Origin of the sequence: Rhizobium sp. LjRoot30 (genome assembly GCF_964253915.1) — a bacterium.
In the GTDB taxonomy this organism is placed as follows: domain Bacteria; phylum Pseudomonadota; class Alphaproteobacteria; order Rhizobiales; family Rhizobiaceae; genus Metarhizobium.
On the sequence record NZ_CAXUSG020000007.1, the window covers coordinates 201870 to 223430 of the forward strand.

Sequence of the window (21561 nt, forward strand, 5' to 3'; positions counted from 1 at the left end):
CGCAAGGGAGGAAGAGATGTCGCAATCGCTCAAGAAAACCGGATTTCTGCAGATGCTGAAGGCGTTGCCGGCAAGCTTGTTTCGCAACCACGCGGAGACCGAACGCAACAAGGCCCTGGATGAGCTGTTTGCCCGCAACGACCCGCATCTCCTCGATGATATCGGATTGTCGGCAAGCAACAGCAATCAGCCGCAGCTGCAAGCGGAAAGGCAACGACAGAGGCCTTGGCAACTCTGATCGCAATTTATTTGACTCAGTCAAATAAATAATGGACAAAGTCTCCATTATTATGGAGACGTTGTGATGACGGAAACAACCCTTGATGCGGTGCGTGCCTTCAACCGGTTTTACACCCGCTCGCTCGGCGTTCTGGGAAAAGCCTATCTCGGCAAGCCCTACACGCTCACCGAAGCGCGCATCCTTTACGAGCTTGGCGCCCATGACGGGCTGGCCGCAGCCGACCTGACCCGCGACCTGCATCTCGACCCGGCCTATCTCAGCCGCATTCTCAAGCGGTTTCGCGAGGCAGGGTTGATTGAAAGCCGGCCGCATCCCGACGACCTGCGCAGCCAGCTGCTGTCCGTCACCGATGAGGGCCGGGCCGAACACGAGGATCTGGCGCAGCGGTCGCGGGCGCAGATCGCCGAGCAGTTCGAAACCGTTTCGCCGCAGGATCGGGAATCGATCGTTGCCGCGATGGAAAAGATCCGCCGCCTGCTCGATCCGGATGCCAGGCCGGCCCCCGTCGTCCTGAGAGGCAACCAGCCGGGAGATATCGGCTGGGTCGTGCAGTCACAGGCGGAATTCTACACCCGCGAATATGGATGGAACGACCAGTTCGAAGCCCTGGTGGCCGAGGTCGCCGGCGCGTTCCTCAAGAATTTCAATCCCGCCAGCGAACGGTGCTGGATAGCAGAACGGAATGGCCAGAAGATCGGCTCGATCTTCATCGCCAATGGCGGCGACGGCATTGCTAAGCTGCGCCTGCTCTACGTCGATCCTTCCGCCCGCGGTCTCGGCCTTGGCCGCATGCTGGTCGAGGAATGCATCCGCTTCTCACGCCAGGCCGGCTACCGGCAAATTTCATTGTGGACGAACGACAACCTGACGGCCGCCCGAAACATCTACCTGAAAGCCGGCTTCCGTCTCGTCGCGGAAGAACGCCACCGCATGTTCGGCCCCGAACTCAACGGCCAGACCTGGGTGCTGGACCTTTAACCGATTTCCGACGGCCAGCGACATTCCCGCAAGCCGGCGGCCTCGAACGGATCGACCAGCGTGCCGGAGACAATCGAGGCCAGCAGCCGCGGCGCCGGCGGCACGCGGGCAATGGTCGCAACCAGCCGGTCGCGCAACCAGGCAAGCGCAGCAGAATCCGACTGGTAGAAAGGCGTGAACATCAAGGACAACATCTGGAAGAGACGCACATGCGTACGCCTTGCTGCGCCATACGCCGCCAGCGCCTGTCCGAGATCGTCGTGCCGCTCCAGTGCGTGGGCGAGAGCGGCAACGTCGAGCAGGGCCATGTTCGCCCCCTGCCCCAATTGCGGGCTGGTGGAATGAAAGCTGTCGCCGACAAAGACGAGTCGGCCGCTGTGGGGCGTCGCCATGGTGCGGTGCATGTAGCGGGCAAGCGTCAGCTGGTCCCAATCCTGCACCTGATCGAGCAGCGGCGCACAGGCCGGCCAATAGCCGAGAACATCGGCCTTCCAGCGGTCGAGCCCCCGCCGGCGAACATCATCGGCGTCGCCGACCTTGACGCTCCAGAAGAAGGCCGCGCGCGCCGGACTGACAGCCGAAAGACGCCCCACCGGCAGAACGCCGATCATTACCCGCGCCTGATCGTAACGTTGCGTCAGCGCATGCGTGTCGAAATGCCCTTCATCATGCTCGACCGTCGTCCAGAAGGCGCCGTAGGCGAGATCACGCACTTTTGGGGCCACTGCGGAACTGGCAGCGAGCGCCGAACGCGCACCGCTGGCATCGATGACAAGATCATAAGGACCGCGCTCGTCGCCGCCGGCACAGGATAGGAAGATGCCCCCGTCAAGCTCCCTGGCACCGATGACGTTGCAGCCGGTGGCCACCGGCAGCTGCAGCGCGGCGACCGCATCGTGCAGCACAGTGAACAGCGCCGCCCGGTGTACGGCCAGACCGTAACGCCCGCCCGGCCCGGCATCGTAACGGACGTCGAGCACCGCGCGTCCACTGGTGGCATCTGCGCCGTAGAGCCGGTCGATGCGGTTGCCGGCGGCATGGATCGCCGCCCCCAGACCCAGCGTGTCGAGCACCGTCAATCCGGTCGGCTGCAGCATCAGACCGGAACCCACGGGCGCCGGTGCGTCAAAACGCTCGATCAGTTCGATCCTGTGCCCGGCGCGCGACAGGAAAAGCGCTGCCGCAAGGCCTGCAGGCCCGGCACCGACAATGGCAACATGACATGGTTTCATCGCTGAACTTTTGGATCAGAGGCCGGACGCGTCGAAGCGGGTGCGGGCATGGCGCACCGCCTCATGATTGGCCTCCGCCCAGTTCAGAAGCTTTGCCAGCGGCTCGTAAAGCGAATAGCCGAGATCGGTCAGGCGATATTCGACACTCGGCGGCTTGGTGGGAAACACCTCGCGCTCGATGTAGCCGTCGCGCTGCAACTCCCGCAGCGTCTGCGTCAGCATGCGCTGCGAAATATCCGGGATCATCCGCCGCAATTCGCCGAAGCGATAGGGTTTTGTCGCCAGAGCCTCGATCAGCAGCGTCGACCATTTGCCGCTGATCTGGTTCAGCATGTCGCGCACCGGGCAATTGGAAAAATCCAGCTTCGACATGTCGATCTGCCGCTCCGGCTTGCCGGCATTGTTCGGCTTGAGACTGAAGATGGAAGCGCCCATGATGGTTCCCTTTTAGTAACGTATGGCGAAAAAGCTGCCTTCTTTACAGCCGCCTGTCAATTCCTATTCTAGTGTTAGTCTCTTTTCGAGACCATAACGCAGCGGCCGCCGAACTGCCGGCCCGTCGAACAGGATTAGACCATGAGTGAGACCATTCTCGTTACCGGTGCAGCTGGCCAGCTTGGACAGCGCGTGCTCCATCATCTGACGGAAACCTATCGTGTTGCCCCGGCCAGCATCGTCGCCGCCAGCCGCGACCCGCAGAAGCTCGCCGCCTTCGCCGCCAAGGGCATTGCCACCCGCAAGGTCGATTTCGACGACACCGCCAGCCTTTCGGCGGCATTCACCGGCATCGACCGCCTGCTGCTGATCTCCACAGACGAACTGGCCACACCCGGCAAACGCCTCGTCCAGCACAAGGCAGCCGTCGATGCCGCTGTCGCCGCCGGCGTCAAGCACATTGCCTACACCTCGATGCCTTCACCGGACGATTCGCTGGTGAGCTTTGCCGGCGACCATGCCGGAACCGAACAGGCGATCAAGGCCAGCGGCCTTGTCTACACGATCCTGCGCGATGCCTGGTATCACGACAACTACCTGCATTCGATGCCGCACAATCTCCAGACCGGCACCTGGTACAGCGCCTCGGGCGAAGGTCGTATCGCCACGATCTCCCGTGACGATTGCGCCAAGGCGATCGCCGCCGCACTGGCATCGGGCAAGACCGAAAGCGCGACCTACACGCTGACCGGCACGAAATCACTGACCGACAAGGAAATCGCCGCAACGGCCGCAGACGTCACCGGCAAGTCGCTCGCCGTCGTCACCGTGACGGACGAGCAGCTGCTGCAGGGCCTGCAGGGTGCCGGCCTGCCGGACTTCTTCGCCAAGGTGCTGGTCACTGCCGACGCCAACACGCGCGCCGGCAAGTTCGACATCGTCACCGACGATTTCAAGCGCCTCACTGGCAGCGAACCGCAGTCGCTCCGCGACTTCTTCGCCGCCAACAAGGCTGCCTTGGCCGGCTGATCGTCAGATCGTTTCGCCACAGGCACGGCGGAAGCGACGCACCGTTTCCGCCATGCCGTATTCCAGCGCATCGGCCGTCAGCGCATGGCCGATCGACACTTCGGCAAGGGCGGGTATCCGCACGGCAAGTGCCGGCAGGTTGCCGACCGTCAGGTCGTGGCCGGCATTGACGCCGAGTCCGACGGCCAACGCTGCGTCAGCCGTCTCACCCAGCTTTTCCAGGATCGCCGTCGCCCGCACCGGATCGTCGTAGCAGCCGCCATAGGGGCCGGTGTAAAGCTCGATCCGGTCGGCGCCAAGCTCGCGGGCGATCTTTACCGCCTCGGCATCGCCGTCACCATCGGCAAACAGCGAAACGCGGCATCCCTTCTTCTTCAGCCGGCCAACCACCGTTTCCAGGAAAGACCGGTGCTTGCGGAAATCCCAGCCATGGTCAGAGGTTGCCTGCGACGGATCGTCGGGCACCAGTGTCACCTGCTCCGGTTCGGCCGCTTCGCAGAGCGCCAGGAATTCGTCGGTCGGATACCCCTCGATGTTGAACTCAGCCTGCGGAAACTCGTCGTCAATCAGCGCGCGGATGACCGGCAGGTCCGAAAAGCGGATATGGCGCTGGTCCGGGCGCGGATGCACCGTCAAGCCGTAGGCGCCGGCCTGAAGCGCGATCCGCCCCAGGGCCTCGAGATTCGGCCAGGGCAGATCACGGCGATTGCGAAGCATGGCGATGGCGTTGATATTGACGGAAAGCTTGGCGGGCATGGATCTCTTCCGGATAAAGGGACGAATTTCATCCTTCTATGCCAAGCGCCGCCATAATACCAACGCCTTTGCCGTATGAATATATTCGTGAAATTGATAGGCTTTCCGGCAATGCACAAACCCGACAGATCGTCGCATAAGCGGCAACGGGCGTTCATGCCGGTTGCGCTTGGCCGGCAAACCGGTGTAATTCTCTCGTACTTTGGGTGACACGAGAGTCACTCTCAGGGCCGTAGGGAGGCCTTCTGCAAGACAAGATGACACATTCCCGAATTATTGACGGCGAACTGGTCAGATCCAGCCTGAGCAAAATCCTTGAAAGCGAGACGTTTTCCCGCTCGGAACGGCTGCGGACTTTTCTCGATTATGTGGTCAAGAAAGAACAGGAAGGCCTGGGTCATCAGCTGAAAGGCTACACGATCGGCGTCGATGTCTTTGCCCGCACGGAATCCTTCGATCCGGGTGGCGATCCGCTGGTGCGCGTCCAGGCCGGCAAGCTGCGCAAGTTGCTGCAGCAATATTATGCAGGCGAAGGGGCCGAAGACGCCATCCGTATCCAGGTTCCGGTCGGCGGCTACGTCCCGATCTATGAATGGCAGGATCGCCAGGACGACCGTCCCGAAACAACGATCGGGGTCGACGACGCCACTTCCGGCCATGCCTTTATCGCGGCGGCCGAGATTGGGCAGAATGCCTCAGGCCCCGGCATGTGGGGACGATATCGTCTCGCTTCTGCAGGATTGCTGGCCGTCACTGTTTTGAACATCACCGCGCTTGGCCTGCATGCCACCAGTCGCTATCTGGTGCCGAAGGAAGCGACAGCGATCAGCAGCCCAGCGGGTTATTACCGCGAGGCATCCGCCCTGCCTCGCATCACCGTCGCCAACAATCATTCGGCATCGCCGGTCTCGGCCCCGCTTGCCGACGCATTGCGCCACGCCACCATCCAGCTCGCATCGGTGGAACTGGTCAGCAGCTTCAGCCAGGCGGACGCCCTCGTTCGACAGGACGAACAGCTGGACTTCATCCTGTCGATCAGCCCCGCCGACGATCAGGGCGGCGTTATGCTGTCATTGCACCACAAACCGAGCGGCGAACTGGTGCATTCGGAGACGGTGGCGGAAAAGAGCCTGCATTCGGTCAGCGAGCGGGCCTTTGCGGCAAGCTCGTTTGCAAGCCATAGCCTCGCCGTCAACAGCTCGGTCTATGCCTATGCCGACCAGAACGCCTCGTCCAGCCGCCTGATGCAGTGCCTCAAGGCCACCCAGGACTATCGCCTCGAAAAATCCCGCCAGACCTTCCAGGCCGCCTGGGGATGCCAGTCCGAACTGGTGCCGACCGAGCATCCGGAACGCTTCATCAGCGAACTGGAAACCCTCACCTCGATGGCCAGGGAACGCGAAGCCGGAAGACTGCCGCTCACCGGCGCCTGATCGCCAGAATACGCGCCGCCTTCCACAAGAGGCGGCGGCACATTTTACATTTGCTACTGTATCATTCCGTGACATGCCGGTTCACCGCGTATTTTCGGCCATCCTGTTTTAGGATGCAATTTACAATCTAAACAACTGAATTAACGTGGAAATTCGCCTTCTTCCGGCGGTTTCGCGCCACTCGCCTATGGTGAATAACAATCCGTTAAATCTTGGACTTACAATTCGGACAATAAACTCTACCGTAAGTCACACGTAAAATTGACTTGCCTTGAAGGATGTCCGGAAGAGTTCACGCGTTTCGCATTGCAAAACAGCAGTCGATCAAATCCTCCTTCTGCGTCTGAAGTACAATTTTTCAGCGTTGTGTTTGAAATACCGTCATGACCATGGAAGGAGTGTTCATGTCTGAAACTACGGGGCGCTTGCGCAGCCTGGAACCATCGAAAAAGGGGGGCGGTGGTCAATACCGTTTCTTGCCGGATGTCGATCTGCCGCGCAATCTTCCGCCGGGAACCGTGGCCATCGCCGAGATGGCGAATGCCTTCGGTGTCACCCATCGCACCCTGCATTTCTATGAAGAGAAAGGCCTGATCACCGCCAGCCGTATCGGGCCGATGCGGGTTTACGATCACCAGGACGTGCTGCAGATGTCGGTGATCAACATCTGCCGCGAAATAGGCATGCCGATTTCCGTCATCCAGGAACTGATGGAAGAGCTGCAGCAGGCGGACACGCAGGAAGAAGCCGACAGGATTTTTCGCGAGGCCCTGTCGATCCGCAAGCGGGAATTGATCTCCGGCCTGTCCACGGTGCACCGCCAGATGCAGCAGGTGTCGGTCCTGCTTGACCGCCAGCCGGTCGATCCAACCATGGCCACCAACGACAATCGCGAGATATCGCTGTTTTCCGCCGACGAGCAGACGTGCCTGCAGCTGATGGCCGAGGGGTACACCCCCCATCGCCTTGCCCGCGCCTTCGATACGACCGTCGAGGCGATTGCCACGATGGAGAGCGACATCATCCAGAAGCTCAATGCCAACAACCGCTTCCAGGCGATTGCCAAGGCCGTGCTTCTCGGGATTGTCCACTCCTGAGGGAGATGAACGTCAGCGCACGATGGTCAGCGTCTCGGCTGCACGCGTGACGGCGGTGTAGAGCCAGCGCTCCCGCGTATCGCGAAAAGCCCAGCTTTCGTCGAAGAGCACCACGTCGTTCCACTGCGAGCCCTGCGCCTTGTGGACCGTCAGCGCATAACCGTAATCGAACTCGTCGTAACGCTTGCGTGTCGTCCACGGGATCTCGCCCTCGACATCCTCGAAAGCGGCCTTCAACAGCTTGATCTTCGCCGCACCGCGATCCATGTCGTCGTCTTCGGGACGGATCATCAGGTTGATACCCGGCTTGACGGTTTCCTTGGACGAACTCATCACCTGCCAGAGCGAACCGTTGAGCAGGCCTTTGGCGGGGTCGTTGCGCAGGCAGACCAGCTTGTCGCCGGATTGCGGATAGTCCGCCGTAAACCCCTTCAACTCCCGCAGACGCTGGTTGTAGCGCCGCCGCGTCTTGTTGGTCCCAACCAGCACCTGGTCGGCTTCCAGCACCAGGGACTGCGTCACCTCGTTCTTCGAGATCACCTTCGCCGTGCCGTAATCGCCGTAGAGGATTTCCTTGCCCTCGCGCACATGCATGGCGAGCTGGATGATCGGATTGTCACGCGCCTGACGGTGGATTTCCGTCAGCAGATAGTCCGGCTCCTGCTCGGTAAAATACCCGCCGCCAGAGACCGGCGGCAACTGACCGGGATCGCCGAGGACGAGGATCGGCGTGCCGAAACTCATGAGGTCGCGGCCGAGCTGTTCATCCACCATCGAGCATTCATCGATGACGATCAGCGCCGCCTTGGCGACCGGGCTCTGGCGATTGATGGAAAACATCGGCGCGATGGAGGTCTTGCCGGTTTCTTCGTTCTCCACCTCTTCTTCGCCGCGCGGGCGATAGATCAGCGAATGGATCGTCTTGGCATTGCTGGCACCACGCGAACGCAGCACCTGCGCCGCCTTGCCGGTGAAGGCGGCAAACAACACTTCACCGTCGACATGCTCGGCAAAATAGCGCGCCAGCGTCGTCTTGCCGGTGCCGGCGTAACCGAACAGCCGGAAGACCGGTTGCCGGCCTTCCTTCAGCCAGCGCGCGACAGCCTTCAGGGCCTCGTCTTGTTGCGGAGCAAATTGCATGGCGGCGACTTGGCAGGATTCGGCAACGATAGGCAAGCCGGAAAAGCCGATGACGACGATAGTCCCCGGCCTTGTTGCGAACGGATCAGCGCAGCTTTTCTCTCTGCTGAAAATACCACATGCCGATGGCGAGCGCCTGGTTGCCAAGGAATCGGCCGACGGGCAGGCGCCAGTGGCGGGCGCTGGCGAAGATATCGAGTTCGCGGGGATTGCCCGTCAGCGCCGACGCCATGATTTCGCCGACGATGTGGGACGTGGCAACGCCGTGGCCGGAATAACCCTGGGCATAGAAGACATTATCGCTGACGCGGCCAAGCTGGGGAATGCGGTTGATGGTGATACCGTCCTGTCCCTGCCAGGCGAAATCGATGCCGATGCCTTTGAGTTGCGGGAAGGTCTTTTCGATCGCCGGACGCATCGCTTCGGCGACATTTGCGCTTTCCCGCCCGGTATAATTGGTACCGCTGCCGAACAGCAGGCGCTTGTCGGCGGTCAGGCGATAATAGTCGAGCACGAAGCGGGTGTCATAGACGGCGAGGTCCTGCGGATTGAGCGCATGCGCGACCTCCTCCGGCAACGGCGCGGTGGTGGCGATGCCGAGCGTGGCGGGGAAGAGCAGCCCAGCCAGTTTTCCGCGCGCCAACCGGTGCGTGGCATTGCCAGCGATGAGCACCTTGTCGGCACGCACGCTGCCGCCGTCGGTGACGAGTTCGACACGCCTGCCGTAGCGAATCTCGTTCACGCGGCTGTCGTCGAAGATTTTTGCCCCAAGGCCGCGGGCGGCATTCGCCTCTCCGAGGCAAAGGTTGAGCGAATGGACATGCATGTTGCGGCGATTGATCAGGCCGGCGGCGTAGATATCGGTGCCGACGACATCGCGCACCGCCTTGCCGTAGACCATCTCCACCTCGCCGCCCATGCCATGTGCCACGGCGGCCGCATACATCGTTTCGAGTTCCGGGATATGCGATGTCTTGAACGCCGCATGCATATGGCCGAATTTCAGGTCGCAGCGGATGGCATATGTCTCGACGCGGCGCCGGATGATGTCGTGGCCGCGCCAGCGCAGGTTCCAGACGAATTCATCCGCGCCCTTCCCCAGCACCCGGCGGAACTGCTTGAGCATCGCCTGGTCGCCGGAAAGCGAACCGGTGATCTGGCCTCCATTGCGGCTGGTGGCGCCCCAACCGATGCGGTTGGCTTCGAGCAGCACAACCGAGACCCCTTTTTCCGCAAGCTCCACCGCCGTCGAAACGCCCGTGAACCCGCCGCCGACGATGGCGACATCGACGTCGAGGCTGCCGTCAAGCCGCTTGAAAGGCTCGACCGGATTGGCAGTCGCCGCGTAATAGGATTTGCAGTAGTTTTCGGCCATGGCGGCCCTCCTCGGCATGGGTGATGCGAACGGTTCAGACGCTGACACGATACGTCGAGATTTCAAAGTCCGTCACCTGCGCGGCAAAGACATCCTGCTCTTGCTGCTTGCAGGCGGCAAAGCAGGAAACGAATTCCGGATGAAGAATCCGGCGCACGCTTTCGGCCGCTGAAAAACGCTCCAGCGCCTGCCGCCAGTCCTTGGCGATTCGCGGCAGTTCCAGCGCATGGGAATTGGTCCCAACCGGCGCTGGCGGCGTGAGTTTTCGGGTGATGCCGTCGAGCGCGCCACCGAGAATCGCGGAAAAGACGAGAAAGGGATTGGCATCGGCGCCAGCGACACGATGCTCGATGCGCCGCGCGGCGTGCGGGCCTGCCGGGATGCGCAGTGCCGCCGTGCGGTTCTCATAGCCCCAACCGACCGTCGTCGGCGCAAGCCCGCCGGGCGCAAGGCGGCGGTAGGAATTGAGATGCGGCGCAAACACCAGCGTCATATCGGCCATGCTTTCCAGCAAACCGCCGACGGCAGACAACATGAGATCAGAACCGTGCGCAGTGCCGTCGTCGAAGACGTTGCGTCCTGCCTCGTCGAGCATGGAGAAATGCACATGCAGGCCATTGCCGGCGTAGTCGGGATAGGGCTTGGCCATGAAACAGGCGAGATAGCCGTGGCGGCGCGCGACATTGCGGATGATGTGCTTGAAATAAAGCGTATCCTCGGCCGCCTTCAGCGCGTCCGGCTGGTGCATGAGGTTGAATTCGAACTGCCGGGGCGCCCCCTCGGCGATTGCCGCATCCACATCGATGCCACAGGCGGCCGCAACCTTGTAAACCTCGTCCAGAAACGGTCCGACCTCGGCCAGTTCTTCGAGCGAATAGATATTGTCGATATCCTTCGGCGGGCTGCCCGGTCCGCCGGATGCCGGCGACGGCCGGTCCTGGCGGGGATCGATGAGATAGAATTCGACCTCCGCCGCAACCACCGGCGTCAGGCCGATCGCCCGGTAGCGGGCCAGGATTTCGGCCAGCAGGTGCCGGCCATCGGCAAAATACGGCTGGCCGTCCTCCTTGCTCATCCACATCGGCAGAACGGGACCCTCGAAACCAAGATCGACAGGACCGCGGCCGGTCGGCGTGCAGACCCCGTCGAGATCGCCGCGCTCCAGCGTCAACTGCGTGCCGGCCACATCCGTGCCCCAGATATCCACCCCGATGGAAGAGAGCGGCATGCGGATGCCGTCCTTCTGCAACTTGCCCATCTTGCCGGCCGCGACGCGCTTGCCGCGCAGGATACCGTTCATGTCGGTGATGGCCGCGTAGGCATGCCCTTCCACTGTTCCGGGATCGACTGTGCCGGCAGGGACAATACGGGGTTCTGCGTTCATTTTCGGCGACTCCATGGGCTATGCCCGACCGGCCAGCGGGCGGTCGTCAGGTGCTTCAACCCTTACAGCGCACCGGATTTGCCGCGATATACCCCCGCAAGGTTAGTGTGGCGATGCGCCGAAGCTGCCAATCTGTCATCATTGCCTTTCTAGAGGAGACAGAGATGTCGGAAAAAGACGTAGCAGGGGTACGCGCGGCAATCGATGCATGGCTGGACGGCTGGACCTTCAGCCCCAGCAACCCATGGAGCATCGAGAAGTTCGCACGCGTCCTCGACAAGGACGCCATGGTGATCGACGACTACGGCGGCGAGCTTTCGCTGCTTTACGGCCACAACGACTACCTCACCATCTGGGGCGAGATGGTCAAACAATACATGGTCGAATGGGCGATCAAGGCGGAAGAGGAATCGGTCCAGATCTGGGTCGACGGCAACATCGCCTGCGCCTCGTTCATCCTGCGCGGCGGCGGCATGCTCGCCGGCGGTCCGGCAAAGCTGCGTCAGTGGTGCACCTTCCCGATGGAGAAGCGTGACGGCAAGTGGATCATCCTCAAGGAACACATCACCACCGACCCGGAATATTCCACCTGAGCGACGGGCCCGGGCGCGCCGGCATCCTGCCGCGCGCCCATTTTTTTTGTGTTCGCGAGATAACGGAAAGAGCCGACAATGACCCTCAGCTGTGCCCTGACCTTCGATTTCGACGCCATGTCCGTGTGGCTCGGTTCCTACAAGGCCCGCAACCCATCCATGGTGTCGCGCGGCGAGTTCGGCGCGATTGCCGTGCCACGCATCCTCGACCTCCTGAGGAAACACGCTTTGCCCGGCACCTTCTGCATTCCCGGCCACACGGCGCTCGCCTATCCGGATCTCGTCAAGCGCATCCGCGACGAGGGCCACGAGATCACCCATCATGGCTGGGTGCATGAGAACCCGGCGGATTTCGACGAGGCCGGCGAGCGGCAGAACATCGAAAAGGGGCTGGAGGCGCTGCACAAGGCGGCCGGCGTGCGGCCGAAGGGCTACCGCTCGCCCTCCTGGGATTTTTCCGAACGCACCATCCGCATCCTGCTCGATTACGGTTTCACCTATGATTCCAGCCTGATGGGTTCGGATTTCATTCCCTACTACGCCCGCATCGACGATCGTTACGACGACAAGACCCCCTATCATTTCGGCCCGAATGTCGATCTGGTGGAGCTGCCGGTCGCCTGGGTCATGGACGATTTCCCGCATTTCGAATTTGTCGACAAGGACACCTACGGCCTGTCGGCGCCGACCAAGGTCGAGGAAGTCTGGACCGACGAATTCACCTATGCGCGGGAAAACCTGCCGGGCGCGCTGTTCAGCGTTACCATGCATCCCCAGGTCATCGGCCGCGGCCATCGCCTGATGATGCTGGAGCGGCTGATCGGCACGATGAAGCAGTACGACGACGTGACGTTCACCACCATGGGTGCCTATGCCGACCAGTGGCGGGCCGCCAACCCGCTCGACCGCTGGATCACCTCCGGCGCAGTCCAGGCCCAATCGGCCTGCGGACGCGACACGCTTTAATTCCGATACACCGATCAGGACAGAACCGATGACGACGGTATTTCGATCGACCGCGCTCGACGCGCATCAGCGCGGCCGCGAGTTCGGCACGACATTCGCAAGCAGGGTCCGCGCCAACGTGGAGACTTACCACGCCATGTTCGACCGCCTTTCGGCAGGCACATTCGACGTGGCGGAGGCCGGCCGCGCTGCCCTCGCCGCAACCACAGCCTTCGCGCCACCACTGGCCGAAGAAATGCACGGCATCGCCGAGGGCGCCGGCCTATCCCCCGAGCTGATCGGCGCGCTCAATGCCCGCACCGAAGTCCTGGCGACGATCCGGGCGAAGACGCGCGGCGAATGCTCCGCCGTCATCCACCTCCCCGCGGATCTCGACGCGCCGGTGGCCGTGCAGACCTGGGACTGGTACGCGATCTTTCGCGACAGCTGGCTGGTCTGGGAGATTCCGCTCGCCGACGGCACTATGACCAAGACGATGACCGAATACGGCATCGTCGGCAAATCCGGCCTCAACAGCCGCGGCCTCGGCCTGCTGTTCACCATCCTCCATCACAGCGCGGACGGCGGGCGGATCGGTGTTCCCGTGCATGTCGCGGCCCGCTGGGCGCTCGACAGCGCCGCCAACATTTTTCGCGCCGGCCAGTTGCTGGCGCAGGCCGACGTCTCGGCTTCCAGCTCGCTCAACCTGACCGCCTATGAGAACGGCATCGGTAAGGCGATGTCCGTGGAGCTGCATCCGGGCGGGCCAAGCTTCGTGCTGCCGGATAGGGATGGCTTCCTCATCCACACCAACCATTTCCTCGCCCCCGGCCCCGCCGTGCACGACACCGAACCCAGAGCCTATCCCGACACGCTGCTGCGCCATGACCTCCTGCGGCGCCAGCTCGGCACCTTCGCCAGGCCGACGGCCACGGACGTGCTCGGGGTGATGAAACGCCACGTCGGTGGCGAAGGCGCTGTCTGCTGCCATCCGGAACCCGGCGAAGACCCGGCCACGGCCTACAAGACCCTCTCCACGGTGATCCTTGACCTGAAGGCCAGGGAAATGACGGTTCTCGACGGCGGCCCGAGCGAGCATTAAAACCGTGACGCGATTGCCGGCGAGCGAGGCTCAGCCGGCAATCGTCGCGACGGCATTGCCGTTTTCCAGAATGTGATTGATGAACAGCAGGAAGAGTTCGGCCTGCGAGGAGATCCGTACCTTGGCGTAGAGGTTGCGGCGATGGACCTTGACCGTCTCCGTGCTGATGTTGAGCGTCAGACCGATCGAGGTATTGGAATGGCCGCGCAGCACCATCGCCGCAATCTCGGCCTCGCGGCCCGTCACATGGTAGGCGGCAAGCCAGCGGGTCGTGATCAGCGCGCCGCCTGCGCTGTCCGTATGCGGCACGTCCTGCGGCGCCTGCCGCCAGAGGTCGATCGCCTGGCGGGCGTGACGCAACAGAAAGGATTGCAGCAATGGCTCGATCCCACGCACGCACGCCACGTCTTCAGCGGTATAGGGCTCGGACTGCGCACGCCGGCCGAGCGAGAGATGCAGCGTACGCTTGTCGTCGATCGGGAAAAGCAGGCCGATCTCATCGATCATCTGCACCTTGCGGTAATAGGTCTGGTAGAATTCGCTCTCGTTGAAGCTGTCAGGGGCGATGTCGTCGAGCAGGTGGGTGCCGCCGCGCCGGTCGTCGAGGCTCACCCGATAGAAGGGATCGAGCACATAGGCGCCCTGGCAGTAGAGCATCTGGAAATAGTTGGGCTGCTGCGGCGACCACTGGTGCAGGATCAGAGGCGGCGCATCGCAGGAGAAGACCAGTGCGACGCAATTGTCGATCCGGACCGCCGCATTGATGAAGTCGCGCAGGGCGGCAAAGAAACGGTCGGTTTCCAGTGCATCGACCACATGGGCCAGCAACAGCGGATCGATGCCACCCGGCTCCGCCGACGGCCGGCATTTCGGCCGGCCGAGTTCGACCACGGTTGCGGTTTCGAGGCGCAGGCCGGTGGAGCAAGCCGAATTGTTCATCCCCGATACCCCGTCAGCTTCAGTGCCGCTGCCGAGCAGCCCACGGTGAAGAGCAGGATCAGCGTGCCGAGCGCATTGATGGACGGATCAAGTCCGGTGCGCAGCATGCCCCAGACGAGGGTTGGCAAGGTATTGCCGCCACCAATCAGGAAGAAGGTGATGACAAAATCGTCGAGGGAAAGCGCCATGGCGATCAGCGCCGCGCCGAAAAGCGTCGGACGGATCAGCGGGAACGTCACCGTGAAGAAGGTCACGAGCGGCGACGCCCCGAGGTCGCGGGCGCTGTCGATCACCGCATAGTCGAAATCCCTGAGCCGCGCCGTCACGATCAGGATGACGAACGGCATGGTGAAGGTGAGATGCGCGAGGATCACCGTGACGAGGCTGAGCTTGATGCCGAGAACCGAGAACAAGGACAGCAGCGCCAGAGCCAGCACCAGCGGCGGCAGCATCATCGGCAGGCCGAACAGAAAGAAGGCGGCGGCGGATAACGTCGGCCGCAGCCGCGCGATCACCATGGCCGCACAGGTGCCGATGACGGTGGAGAAGAGGCCGACCGATCCGGTGATGATCGCGCTGTTTTCCAGCGCGCTCCAGAAGTCGTCGCGGGCAAGAAGCGCATCGTACCAGCCGAGCGTCACGCCCGGCAGCGGAAACGTCATCAGGCTCGACGAACCAAAGGAGAAGAGCACGACGAGGACGAGCGGCGACACCATGAAGATCAGGCAGAAAACCCCGATCGTGTTGTTGGCCAGGCGGCCGAAGGAAGCGTTCATTTCGACCTCAGCACGGCTTTGAGAAGGAACCAGACGGCAGCAATCACGGCAACCGAGACGGTGATGACGAGGTAGGTCATGGCGGCGCCGAGCGGCACGTTCATGCGCAGGCCGAACTGGCTCTCGATGAAATTGCCCATCATCATCGTCTGCGTGCCGCCGACCATGCGCGGCGTGACGTAATCGCCGGCGGTCACGAGGAAACAGAGAGCGAAGGCGGTAACCAGCGCCGGCACGCAACGCGGCAGCACGGCGTCACGCACGGCGCCCCACGGGCTTGCGCCCAGATCGCGCGCCGCCTCGATGGTCTTCATCTCGATCGAACGCAGCGCACCGTAGAGCGGCAGGATGGCGAAGGGCAGCAGATAGCTGATCAGCACCAGCACGACAGCAAAGGGGCTGTAGAGCAGCGCCTCGATCGGCTCGCGGACGGCGCCCAGCCCCACCAGCGTGTTGTTGACGATGCCGTCGCGGCCGAGGATCGTGCGCCAGGCATAAATCTTGACGAGATAGCCGCCGAACAGGGTCAGCAGCGTCGCCCCCAGCAGGAAGCCGCTGAAGCGCGGCCCGCGTGTCCAGATCAGATGCGCGACGAAAAACGCCAGCACCGTGGTGATCGTCGCGATCAGGAAGCTGATCGCCATGGTGAAAGCGATCGGCACGGCATAGTCGCCCAGCACCTTGAGATAGTTGCCGAGATTGACGGTCGGCACGATCTTGAAGAGCGAGACCTTGAAGAACGAGACGATGAAGAAATAGACCATCGGCCCGATGAAAAGACCGACCAGCACGGCGACGGCCGGCAACAGCAGGACGCTGTTGCGCGCCGGGGAAATCGTGGCGCCGCCGCTCATTGCGTCACCACCCACTGGTCGCCGGCCATCCAGCCGATCTCGACCGCATCGCCGGGCGAAAGCTCGCCCGAGGGGCGACAGGCAAGGAAGGTCTCGCCATTCGTCAGGCGGACAGTGTATTGCACCTGCGCGCCGAGGAAGACGCGCTGCAGCACGGTTCCGGTGAAACGATGGTCACAACCGGCTGCGGCCGGGCCGAGCCGAACCTTTTCCGGGCGCACGCCTACCAGTACGGTACCGTCAGCGCCCGGATCGTCGAAGCTGAACGCGCTTTCGATGCTGACGCGGGCGAGCTTGCGTTCGGCCTTCAGGAAATTCGCCTCGCCGACGAAGGTCGAGACGAAATGGGTTTTCGGGCGAAGATAGACATCTTCCGCCGTGCCGACCTGCTCGACCCTGCCGCGGGACATGACGACGATCTTGGTCGCCAGCGACATGGCTTCCGCCTGGTCATGGGTGACGAAGACGAAGGTACCCCCGATCTCGCTGTGAAGGCGGCGCAGTTCCTCCTGCATCGCCTGGCGCAGTTTTAGGTCGAGCGCGGCGAAAGGCTCGTCGAGCAACAGCACTTTTGGCCGCATGATCAGCGCCCGGGCGAGCGCGATGCGTTGCTGCTGGCCGCCGGAGAGCTCCGGCGGCAGCTTGTCGGCAAAAGGCTCCATCTGCACCAGCGCCAGCATGTCGGCGACGCGCGCATCGACCTCGGCCTTCGGCTTGCCGGCGATGCGCAGGCCGTAACCGACATTCTGCCGGATGGTCATGTGCGGAAAGAGGCCGTAGCCCTGGAACACCATGTTGGTGGGCCGCTTTTCCGGCGGATGCCGCGTCACATCGGTACCGCCGATGACGATCCTGCCTTCAGACGGTTCGATGAACCCGCCGAGCATTTTCAGAAGCGTGGTCTTGCCGCAGCCCGAGGGGCCGAGAATGGCGAGGAATTCCCCCTCGCCGAACTCGAGATCGAGCGGATAGACCGCCTGGTAGATGCCGTAGTTCTTGGCAAGACCCCGCAAACTGACGAGAGGCGGCCTAAAACTATCCGCCGAAACGGAAACGGGCGGGAGAGCCGGATGCGTTGTTATGGCGTTCACCGGCTCCACCTCACGCTCTCTGATAGCTCTCGAAGGCGGCGAGCACATCGTCCCAGGTCACGAATTCGCCCTCGGCTTCGAGCGGGAACATGCCCGGCAGGAACTTGTCGGCGAAATAGGCATCGAGATTGTCGAAATGGTAGATGCCGGAGACCGTCTGATCGCTGACGGCCTTCATCGCCTCGCCGTTGACGATGCCGAGAATGTTGGCTTCGGCGAAGGCCTTCTGGTTTTCGGTGGACAGGCCCCAATTGATCAGTTCGTGATCGAGCGCGCTGTTCGGCGCGTCCTTGCCGATATTGACCGTGTCGAAATAGGCAAACGTGCCTTCCTTGGGCGTGGCGATCTTCAGCGTGACGCCCTTGTCGCCCGCCCACTTGATCATCGGCTCCCAGCCCATGCCCATGACGATCTCCTTGCGGCTGAACATGTCGGATATTTCACCGAGGCTCGAAGGAATTGTCCGGGAATTCTGCTTGACCTTCACCATGAGGTCAACGGTGGCCTGAAGCTGGGCGGCCGTCATGCGGCTCGGGTCATCCAGACCGTTCGCCACCTTCGACCAGGTGACGATCATGCTCATCACATCCGGATATCCGACGACCTTGCCCTTGTATTCCGGCTTCAGGAGATCGAGCCAGCTCTTTGGTTCTTCAACGAGATCCGGATTGTAGAGCAGCGGGATCGAGCTGAAGGTGAACGGCACGCCATACAGCTTGCCATCGACGCGCAGGAACGTGTCGAAAGCCTTCACCCGCGGATGCATGAGCGCAAGGTTCGGCACCTTGCTTTCGTCGATGGCTTCGAGCAATTCGCTCTGGCCGCAGAAGCCGACATACTGGTAGATCAGCGTGGTGAGGTCGATCGAGCCGATGCCGCCGCCACGCAGCTTGGTGATGATGTCTTCGATGGCGGAGATATAGGTGGCCTGCATGCCCGCCCCGGCCTTGTCGAGGATCTCCTTCGATTTGAAGGCGAGATCGTAACCCTCCCAGCCGAGGAAAGCGACGTCGCTGGCCGCGGCAGCAGGCCTGATGCCGAAGCCGGCAATGGCGCTCAGGCCGGCTGCACCCATCATGAAGTGGCGACGGCTGATCGAGAGCGAGGTTCGGGCGCTGTTCTTGTCCTGCATGTTCTGCATTGTCATTCCCCTTTTTGTGTCGTTTTGGCTTTATTCTCTGCGCTCAGCGGATGATGTGCCCGCCGTCGATCACCAGTTCGGATCCGGTCATGTAGGGACTGCGGTCGGAGGCGAGATAGACGACCGCCCAGCCAATATCGTCCGGGCTGCCGATACCGAGCGGCGCAAGGCGCTGCCACTCGTCCCTGACCGACGCCGTGTCGGGGTCGCCGCGCTTCGCCGCCACATCGACGATCTCCCGCTCGAGCATGGGCGTATCGATGCAGCCGGGGTGGATGGAATTGACGCGGATGCGCGTGCCCCGCTGGGCGCAATCGAGCGCTGCCGCCTTCGTGAAATGTGATACCGCGGCCTTGGAGGCGCAATAGGCGGTATTGTACCCGTCGGCGATATTGGCGAAATTGGAGGCGATGTTGACGATCGAGCCCCTGCCATGGGCCTGCATCGCCTTCACGGCGGCTCGCGTGCCAAGAAAGACGGATTCGACATTGACCTGGAAGACGTGGCGGAAATCCGCAAGCGAGGTCTCGACGAGGCCGCGCGTTAGCTGGATGCCGGCACAATTGGCCAGCACATCGAGACGGCCCTCCCCGGCAAGAACCGTCTCGATCACCCGGTCCCAATCGGCTTCGCTGCGCACATCGTGCGGCAGCGCTTTTGCCGTACCGCCGATTTCGCCCGCCGTGGCTGCGGCCGCCTCGGCATTGATGTCGGTGAGATAGACAATCGCCCCTTCGGCGGCGAGCAATCGCGCCGCGGCCTGGCCGATCCCGCTGCCGGCGCCCGTCACGACGGCAACCTTTCCTTCAACCCATCCGCGCCCGTTGCTCATTTTTTCGTCACTTCAAAGTTAGGGTGAAAACCTATGCATAGTGTTGTCCCTCAACCGGCGCGGAGCCATACCCCCCGCGGGTTAGTTGACAGCTGTCATATGTCCAGCGTCAGCGTGGGCGTCAGCGCCCGCGAGACGCAGGGCATCATCACCTTGCCTGCCTGCCGCTCCTGTTCTGTCAGCAGCGCATCGCGGTGATCGGGCAGGCCATCCAGCACCCGGCACTCGCAGGTGCCGCAAAATCCCTGCTCGCAGGAGCAAGGGTGATCGTGCCCCGCCTGCCGCAGGGCTTCGAGAATGCTACACCCGACAGGCACATCGACATGACCGCCGCTGCGGCCGAGGATGACGCGGAAGCTGCCGTCGTCAGGCAGCACCGCAGCAGCGGCAGGCGCAAAGCGCTCGATATGCAACCGCGCGCCAAGTTTCTCATCGGCAAAGCGGGCCTCCAGCGCATCCAGCAGTCCTTTCGGACCGCAGGCATAGACCTCAGCCCCGCCGCGGGCAGCCGCAACGGCCTCGTCGAGATCGATCCGGGCCGAAGCCTCGTCGAGCCTCAGGCCGACACGCTGCTCGTCAAAACGGCCAAGGCGGTCGAGGAAGGACAGACGGTTGCGCGAGCGGGCGCCATAAACGAGCCGCCAGTCCGCACCGTTCTTCTGCGCCTGCTCCACCATCGGCAGGATCGGCGTGATGCCGATACCGCCGGCAATGAAGAAATAACGCGGCGCAGCCAGAAGCGGGAAGGCATTACGCGGCCCGGCAATCGACACCGTCTGGCCAACCCGCAGACCGTCATGCACCTCCCGCGAACCGCCACGGCCATCCGCCTGGCGCAGCACCGCGATCCGGTAGGACGCCCGCTCCGCGGGATCGCCGCAGAGCGAATACTGCCTGACGAGGCCGGACGGCAGACAGAGGTCGATATGCGCCCCCGGCGCCCAGGCCGGCAGCGCTCCGCCGCCCGCCGCCCTGAGAACGAAAGAAACCACATCCTCCGCCTCCAGTTTCGCCTCGACGATCCGGGCGTCGAAACGGCCGTCGGCAGCCGGCCCGTCCATCTCGGCTCGTGCAAGCGCCGCGCCCATCAGCCGGCCTGCTCCACCAGGGCCGTACCCACGAATTCGTTGAAGGCGCGCCGATAGTTGAGCGTGAAGAGATCGGCCGGCACGGAGTGCTCGACATAGGTCCCGTCCCAATCGACCTCGCGCGGCTCGAGCGCGCCGGCAATCGGCAGATCCTCGCGATAGACCATTTCCTCGATACGCAGGCATTCCTCGATATCGGCGCCGGAATAGCTGCGCTCGTTGGCAACGCCCCAGAAGATCATCACATGGTCGTAAGCCATCGGCGACGGGAAACCTGCAACGATGCGCTTGCCGTATTTCGCATAGTCGTAGGTGATGGTCGCAAGGCCGGGCGCAGTGCAGTGGTAATACATCTCGCAGTCGCCATCATTCGCCCAGTCGCCATTGCCGGCATTCAGGGAACGCTGCATCCAGATATCGAGACCTTCACGCTTCACCATCAGCGGCTCGACGATATGCGGCGACGGCCCCATCGAGACCTCGTGGACGAAGGGAAAATGCGCGACGTCGCGAAAATTCTCGATTGCGACCGCCACTCCGGTTTCCGAGTCGAGCGGTGGACCGGCGAGCCATTCGAGATCCAACCCCGCCCAGGCATCGAGCTCGTACATCGGCATGGCCGGCTGCTCGAGCACGGTCCAGACATGGCCCCATTTCTCGATGACCGGATAGGTCGCGATCGTCGCGCGACCCGGGATCTTCGACTGGTTGTCGAGCGAGGGAATGTGCGCGCACTTGCCGTCGGACCCGAACTGCCAGCCGTGATAAGGACAGGCGATCCCCTCGCCATGCACCTTGCCCTGGGAAAAATCGCCGCCCCGATGCGGACAGCGCCGCGACTGCACGACCGGCTTGCCGGACGCGGTGCGATAGACCACCAGGCGCTCGCCGAGAAGCACGGCCGGCTGCGGCGTATCAAGGTCGGTCGAGCGGGCGACTGCCCACCACTGGCGACGCATGGCGCGCTCGGCGGCCTCGCGCTTGGGACCGCTCAACGGCGGCAGTTCATTCCAAGGTTGGCGCAGCGTCTGAAGCATGAAGATCTCCGTCGTTTTTCGACGGCGCTCCCCAGGCCGTCAACACTGCGCATACAGTGCCGA

Annotated in this window: 22 protein-coding genes; 8 read left to right on the plus strand and 14 right to left on the minus strand. The window is 62.7% G+C overall.

From position 1 onward, the window contains the following. The first annotated feature begins 16 nt into the window (after positions 1-16). A complete protein-coding gene (locus ACSQ3I_RS16095; RefSeq protein ID WP_436000524.1) occupies positions 17-238 on the plus strand; it encodes a hypothetical protein in 222 nt (73 codons plus the stop codon). A gap of 66 nt (positions 239-304) precedes the next feature. Beyond that, positions 305-1219, plus strand: a complete 915-nt coding sequence (locus ACSQ3I_RS16100) for a bifunctional helix-turn-helix transcriptional regulator/GNAT family N-acetyltransferase (RefSeq protein WP_436000525.1) — start codon at positions 305-307, stop codon at positions 1217-1219. Here the strand turns inward: ACSQ3I_RS16100 and ACSQ3I_RS16105 are convergent. Beyond that, positions 1216-2451 (minus strand): FAD-dependent oxidoreductase, encoded by a 1236-nt coding sequence (locus tag ACSQ3I_RS16105; protein ID WP_436000527.1) that lies wholly within the window; start codon positions 2449-2451, stop codon positions 1216-1218. The two genes, ACSQ3I_RS16100 and ACSQ3I_RS16105, sit on opposite strands and share 4 nt — an antisense overlap. A 15-nt stretch (positions 2452-2466) precedes the next feature. Continuing rightward, on the minus strand, positions 2467-2886 hold the full coding sequence (locus ACSQ3I_RS16110; protein ID WP_436000528.1) for a winged helix-turn-helix transcriptional regulator: 420 nt from the start codon (positions 2884-2886) through the stop codon (positions 2467-2469). 141 nt (positions 2887-3027) lie between these two features. Between ACSQ3I_RS16110 and ACSQ3I_RS16115 the strand changes: the two genes are divergently transcribed. Next, complete coding sequence (locus ACSQ3I_RS16115) at positions 3028-3915, plus strand: SDR family oxidoreductase (RefSeq protein ID WP_436000529.1); 888 nt, start codon at positions 3028-3030, stop codon at positions 3913-3915. Between the two features lie 3 nt (positions 3916-3918). Here ACSQ3I_RS16115 and ACSQ3I_RS16120 read toward each other — a convergent pair whose 3' ends face one another. Further along, on the minus strand, positions 3919-4671 hold the full coding sequence (locus ACSQ3I_RS16120; protein ID WP_436000530.1) for a pyridoxine 5'-phosphate synthase: 753 nt from the start codon (positions 4669-4671) through the stop codon (positions 3919-3921). Between the two features lie 257 nt (positions 4672-4928). Here ACSQ3I_RS16120 and ACSQ3I_RS16125 point away from each other — a divergent pair, with 257 nt between their 5' ends. Continuing rightward, a complete protein-coding gene (locus ACSQ3I_RS16125; protein ID WP_436000531.1) occupies positions 4929-6104 on the plus strand; it encodes a hypothetical protein in 1176 nt (391 codons plus the stop codon). Between the two features lie 404 nt (positions 6105-6508). Continuing rightward, on the plus strand, positions 6509-7201 hold the full coding sequence (locus ACSQ3I_RS16130; RefSeq protein ID WP_436000533.1) for a MerR family transcriptional regulator: 693 nt from the start codon (positions 6509-6511) through the stop codon (positions 7199-7201). A gap of 12 nt (positions 7202-7213) precedes the next feature. Here the strand turns inward: ACSQ3I_RS16130 and ACSQ3I_RS16135 are convergent, their stop codons facing one another. The 3 genes from ACSQ3I_RS16135 to ACSQ3I_RS16145 form a co-directional block, all read right to left on the minus strand. Then, positions 7214-8341, minus strand: coding sequence for an ATP-dependent DNA helicase (locus tag ACSQ3I_RS16135; RefSeq protein ID WP_436000534.1), 1128 nt, complete (start codon positions 8339-8341; stop codon positions 7214-7216). Between the two features lie 85 nt (positions 8342-8426). Beyond that, a complete protein-coding gene (locus ACSQ3I_RS16140) occupies positions 8427-9716 on the minus strand; it encodes an NAD(P)/FAD-dependent oxidoreductase (RefSeq protein ID WP_436000535.1) in 1290 nt (429 codons plus the stop codon). A 34-nt stretch (positions 9717-9750) separates the two neighbouring features. Further along, on the minus strand, positions 9751-11100 hold the full coding sequence (locus ACSQ3I_RS16145; RefSeq protein ID WP_436000537.1) for a glutamine synthetase family protein: 1350 nt from the start codon (positions 11098-11100) through the stop codon (positions 9751-9753). Between the two features lie 164 nt (positions 11101-11264). Between ACSQ3I_RS16145 and ACSQ3I_RS16150 the strand changes: the two genes are divergently transcribed. From ACSQ3I_RS16150 to ACSQ3I_RS16160, 3 genes are all read left to right on the plus strand, one after another. Beyond that, positions 11265-11693: a hypothetical protein gene (locus ACSQ3I_RS16150; protein ID WP_436000538.1), complete on the plus strand. Its 429-nt coding sequence runs from the start codon at positions 11265-11267 to the stop codon at positions 11691-11693. A gap of 78 nt (positions 11694-11771) precedes the next feature. Then, positions 11772-12659 (plus strand): polysaccharide deacetylase family protein, encoded by an 888-nt coding sequence (locus ACSQ3I_RS16155; protein ID WP_436000540.1) that lies wholly within the window; start codon positions 11772-11774, stop codon positions 12657-12659. A gap of 28 nt (positions 12660-12687) precedes the next feature. Then, on the plus strand, positions 12688-13740 hold the full coding sequence (locus ACSQ3I_RS16160) for a C45 family autoproteolytic acyltransferase/hydolase (protein WP_436000542.1): 1053 nt from the start codon (positions 12688-12690) through the stop codon (positions 13738-13740). Positions 13741-13770: 30 nt separating this feature from the next. Here ACSQ3I_RS16160 and ACSQ3I_RS16165 read toward each other — a convergent pair whose 3' ends face one another. The 8 genes from ACSQ3I_RS16165 to ACSQ3I_RS16200 all read right to left on the minus strand — a co-directional run bounded on the left by ACSQ3I_RS16165 (position 13771) and on the right by ACSQ3I_RS16200 (position 21498). Continuing rightward, the gene (locus ACSQ3I_RS16165) at positions 13771-14679 is read right to left on the minus strand and encodes a helix-turn-helix transcriptional regulator (protein WP_436000544.1); all 909 of its coding nucleotides are present in this window, start codon (positions 14677-14679) and stop codon (positions 13771-13773) included. Next, positions 14676-15455 carry an ABC transporter permease gene (locus ACSQ3I_RS16170; RefSeq protein ID WP_436000545.1) on the minus strand — a complete coding sequence of 260 codons (780 nt, stop codon included), beginning with the start codon at positions 15453-15455 and terminating at the stop codon, positions 14676-14678. The genes ACSQ3I_RS16165 and ACSQ3I_RS16170 overlap by 4 nt, the downstream gene beginning before the upstream one ends. Beyond that, a complete protein-coding gene (locus tag ACSQ3I_RS16175) occupies positions 15452-16309 on the minus strand; it encodes an ABC transporter permease (protein WP_436000547.1) in 858 nt (285 codons plus the stop codon). The genes ACSQ3I_RS16170 and ACSQ3I_RS16175 overlap by 4 nt, the downstream gene beginning before the upstream one ends. After that, positions 16306-17400, minus strand: a complete 1095-nt coding sequence (locus ACSQ3I_RS16180; RefSeq protein ID WP_436000549.1) for an ABC transporter ATP-binding protein — start codon at positions 17398-17400, stop codon at positions 16306-16308. The genes ACSQ3I_RS16175 and ACSQ3I_RS16180 overlap by 4 nt, the downstream gene beginning before the upstream one ends. Before the next feature lie 10 nt (positions 17401-17410). Continuing rightward, entirely contained in the window at positions 17411-18541 is a 1131-nt protein-coding gene (locus ACSQ3I_RS16185) for an ABC transporter substrate-binding protein (protein WP_436000551.1), read from the minus strand. Positions 18542-18584: 43 nt separating this feature from the next. After that, complete coding sequence (locus ACSQ3I_RS16190; protein ID WP_436000553.1) at positions 18585-19373, minus strand: glucose 1-dehydrogenase; 789 nt, start codon at positions 19371-19373, stop codon at positions 18585-18587. A gap of 95 nt (positions 19374-19468) precedes the next feature. Continuing rightward, complete coding sequence (locus tag ACSQ3I_RS16195) at positions 19469-20461, minus strand: PDR/VanB family oxidoreductase (protein WP_436000555.1); 993 nt, start codon at positions 20459-20461, stop codon at positions 19469-19471. Then, the gene (locus tag ACSQ3I_RS16200) at positions 20461-21498 is read right to left on the minus strand and encodes a Rieske 2Fe-2S domain-containing protein (RefSeq protein ID WP_436000556.1); all 1038 of its coding nucleotides are present in this window, start codon (positions 21496-21498) and stop codon (positions 20461-20463) included. Before ACSQ3I_RS16200 ends, ACSQ3I_RS16195 begins: the two co-directional genes overlap by 1 nt. Between the last annotated feature and the right edge of the window lie 63 nt (positions 21499-21561).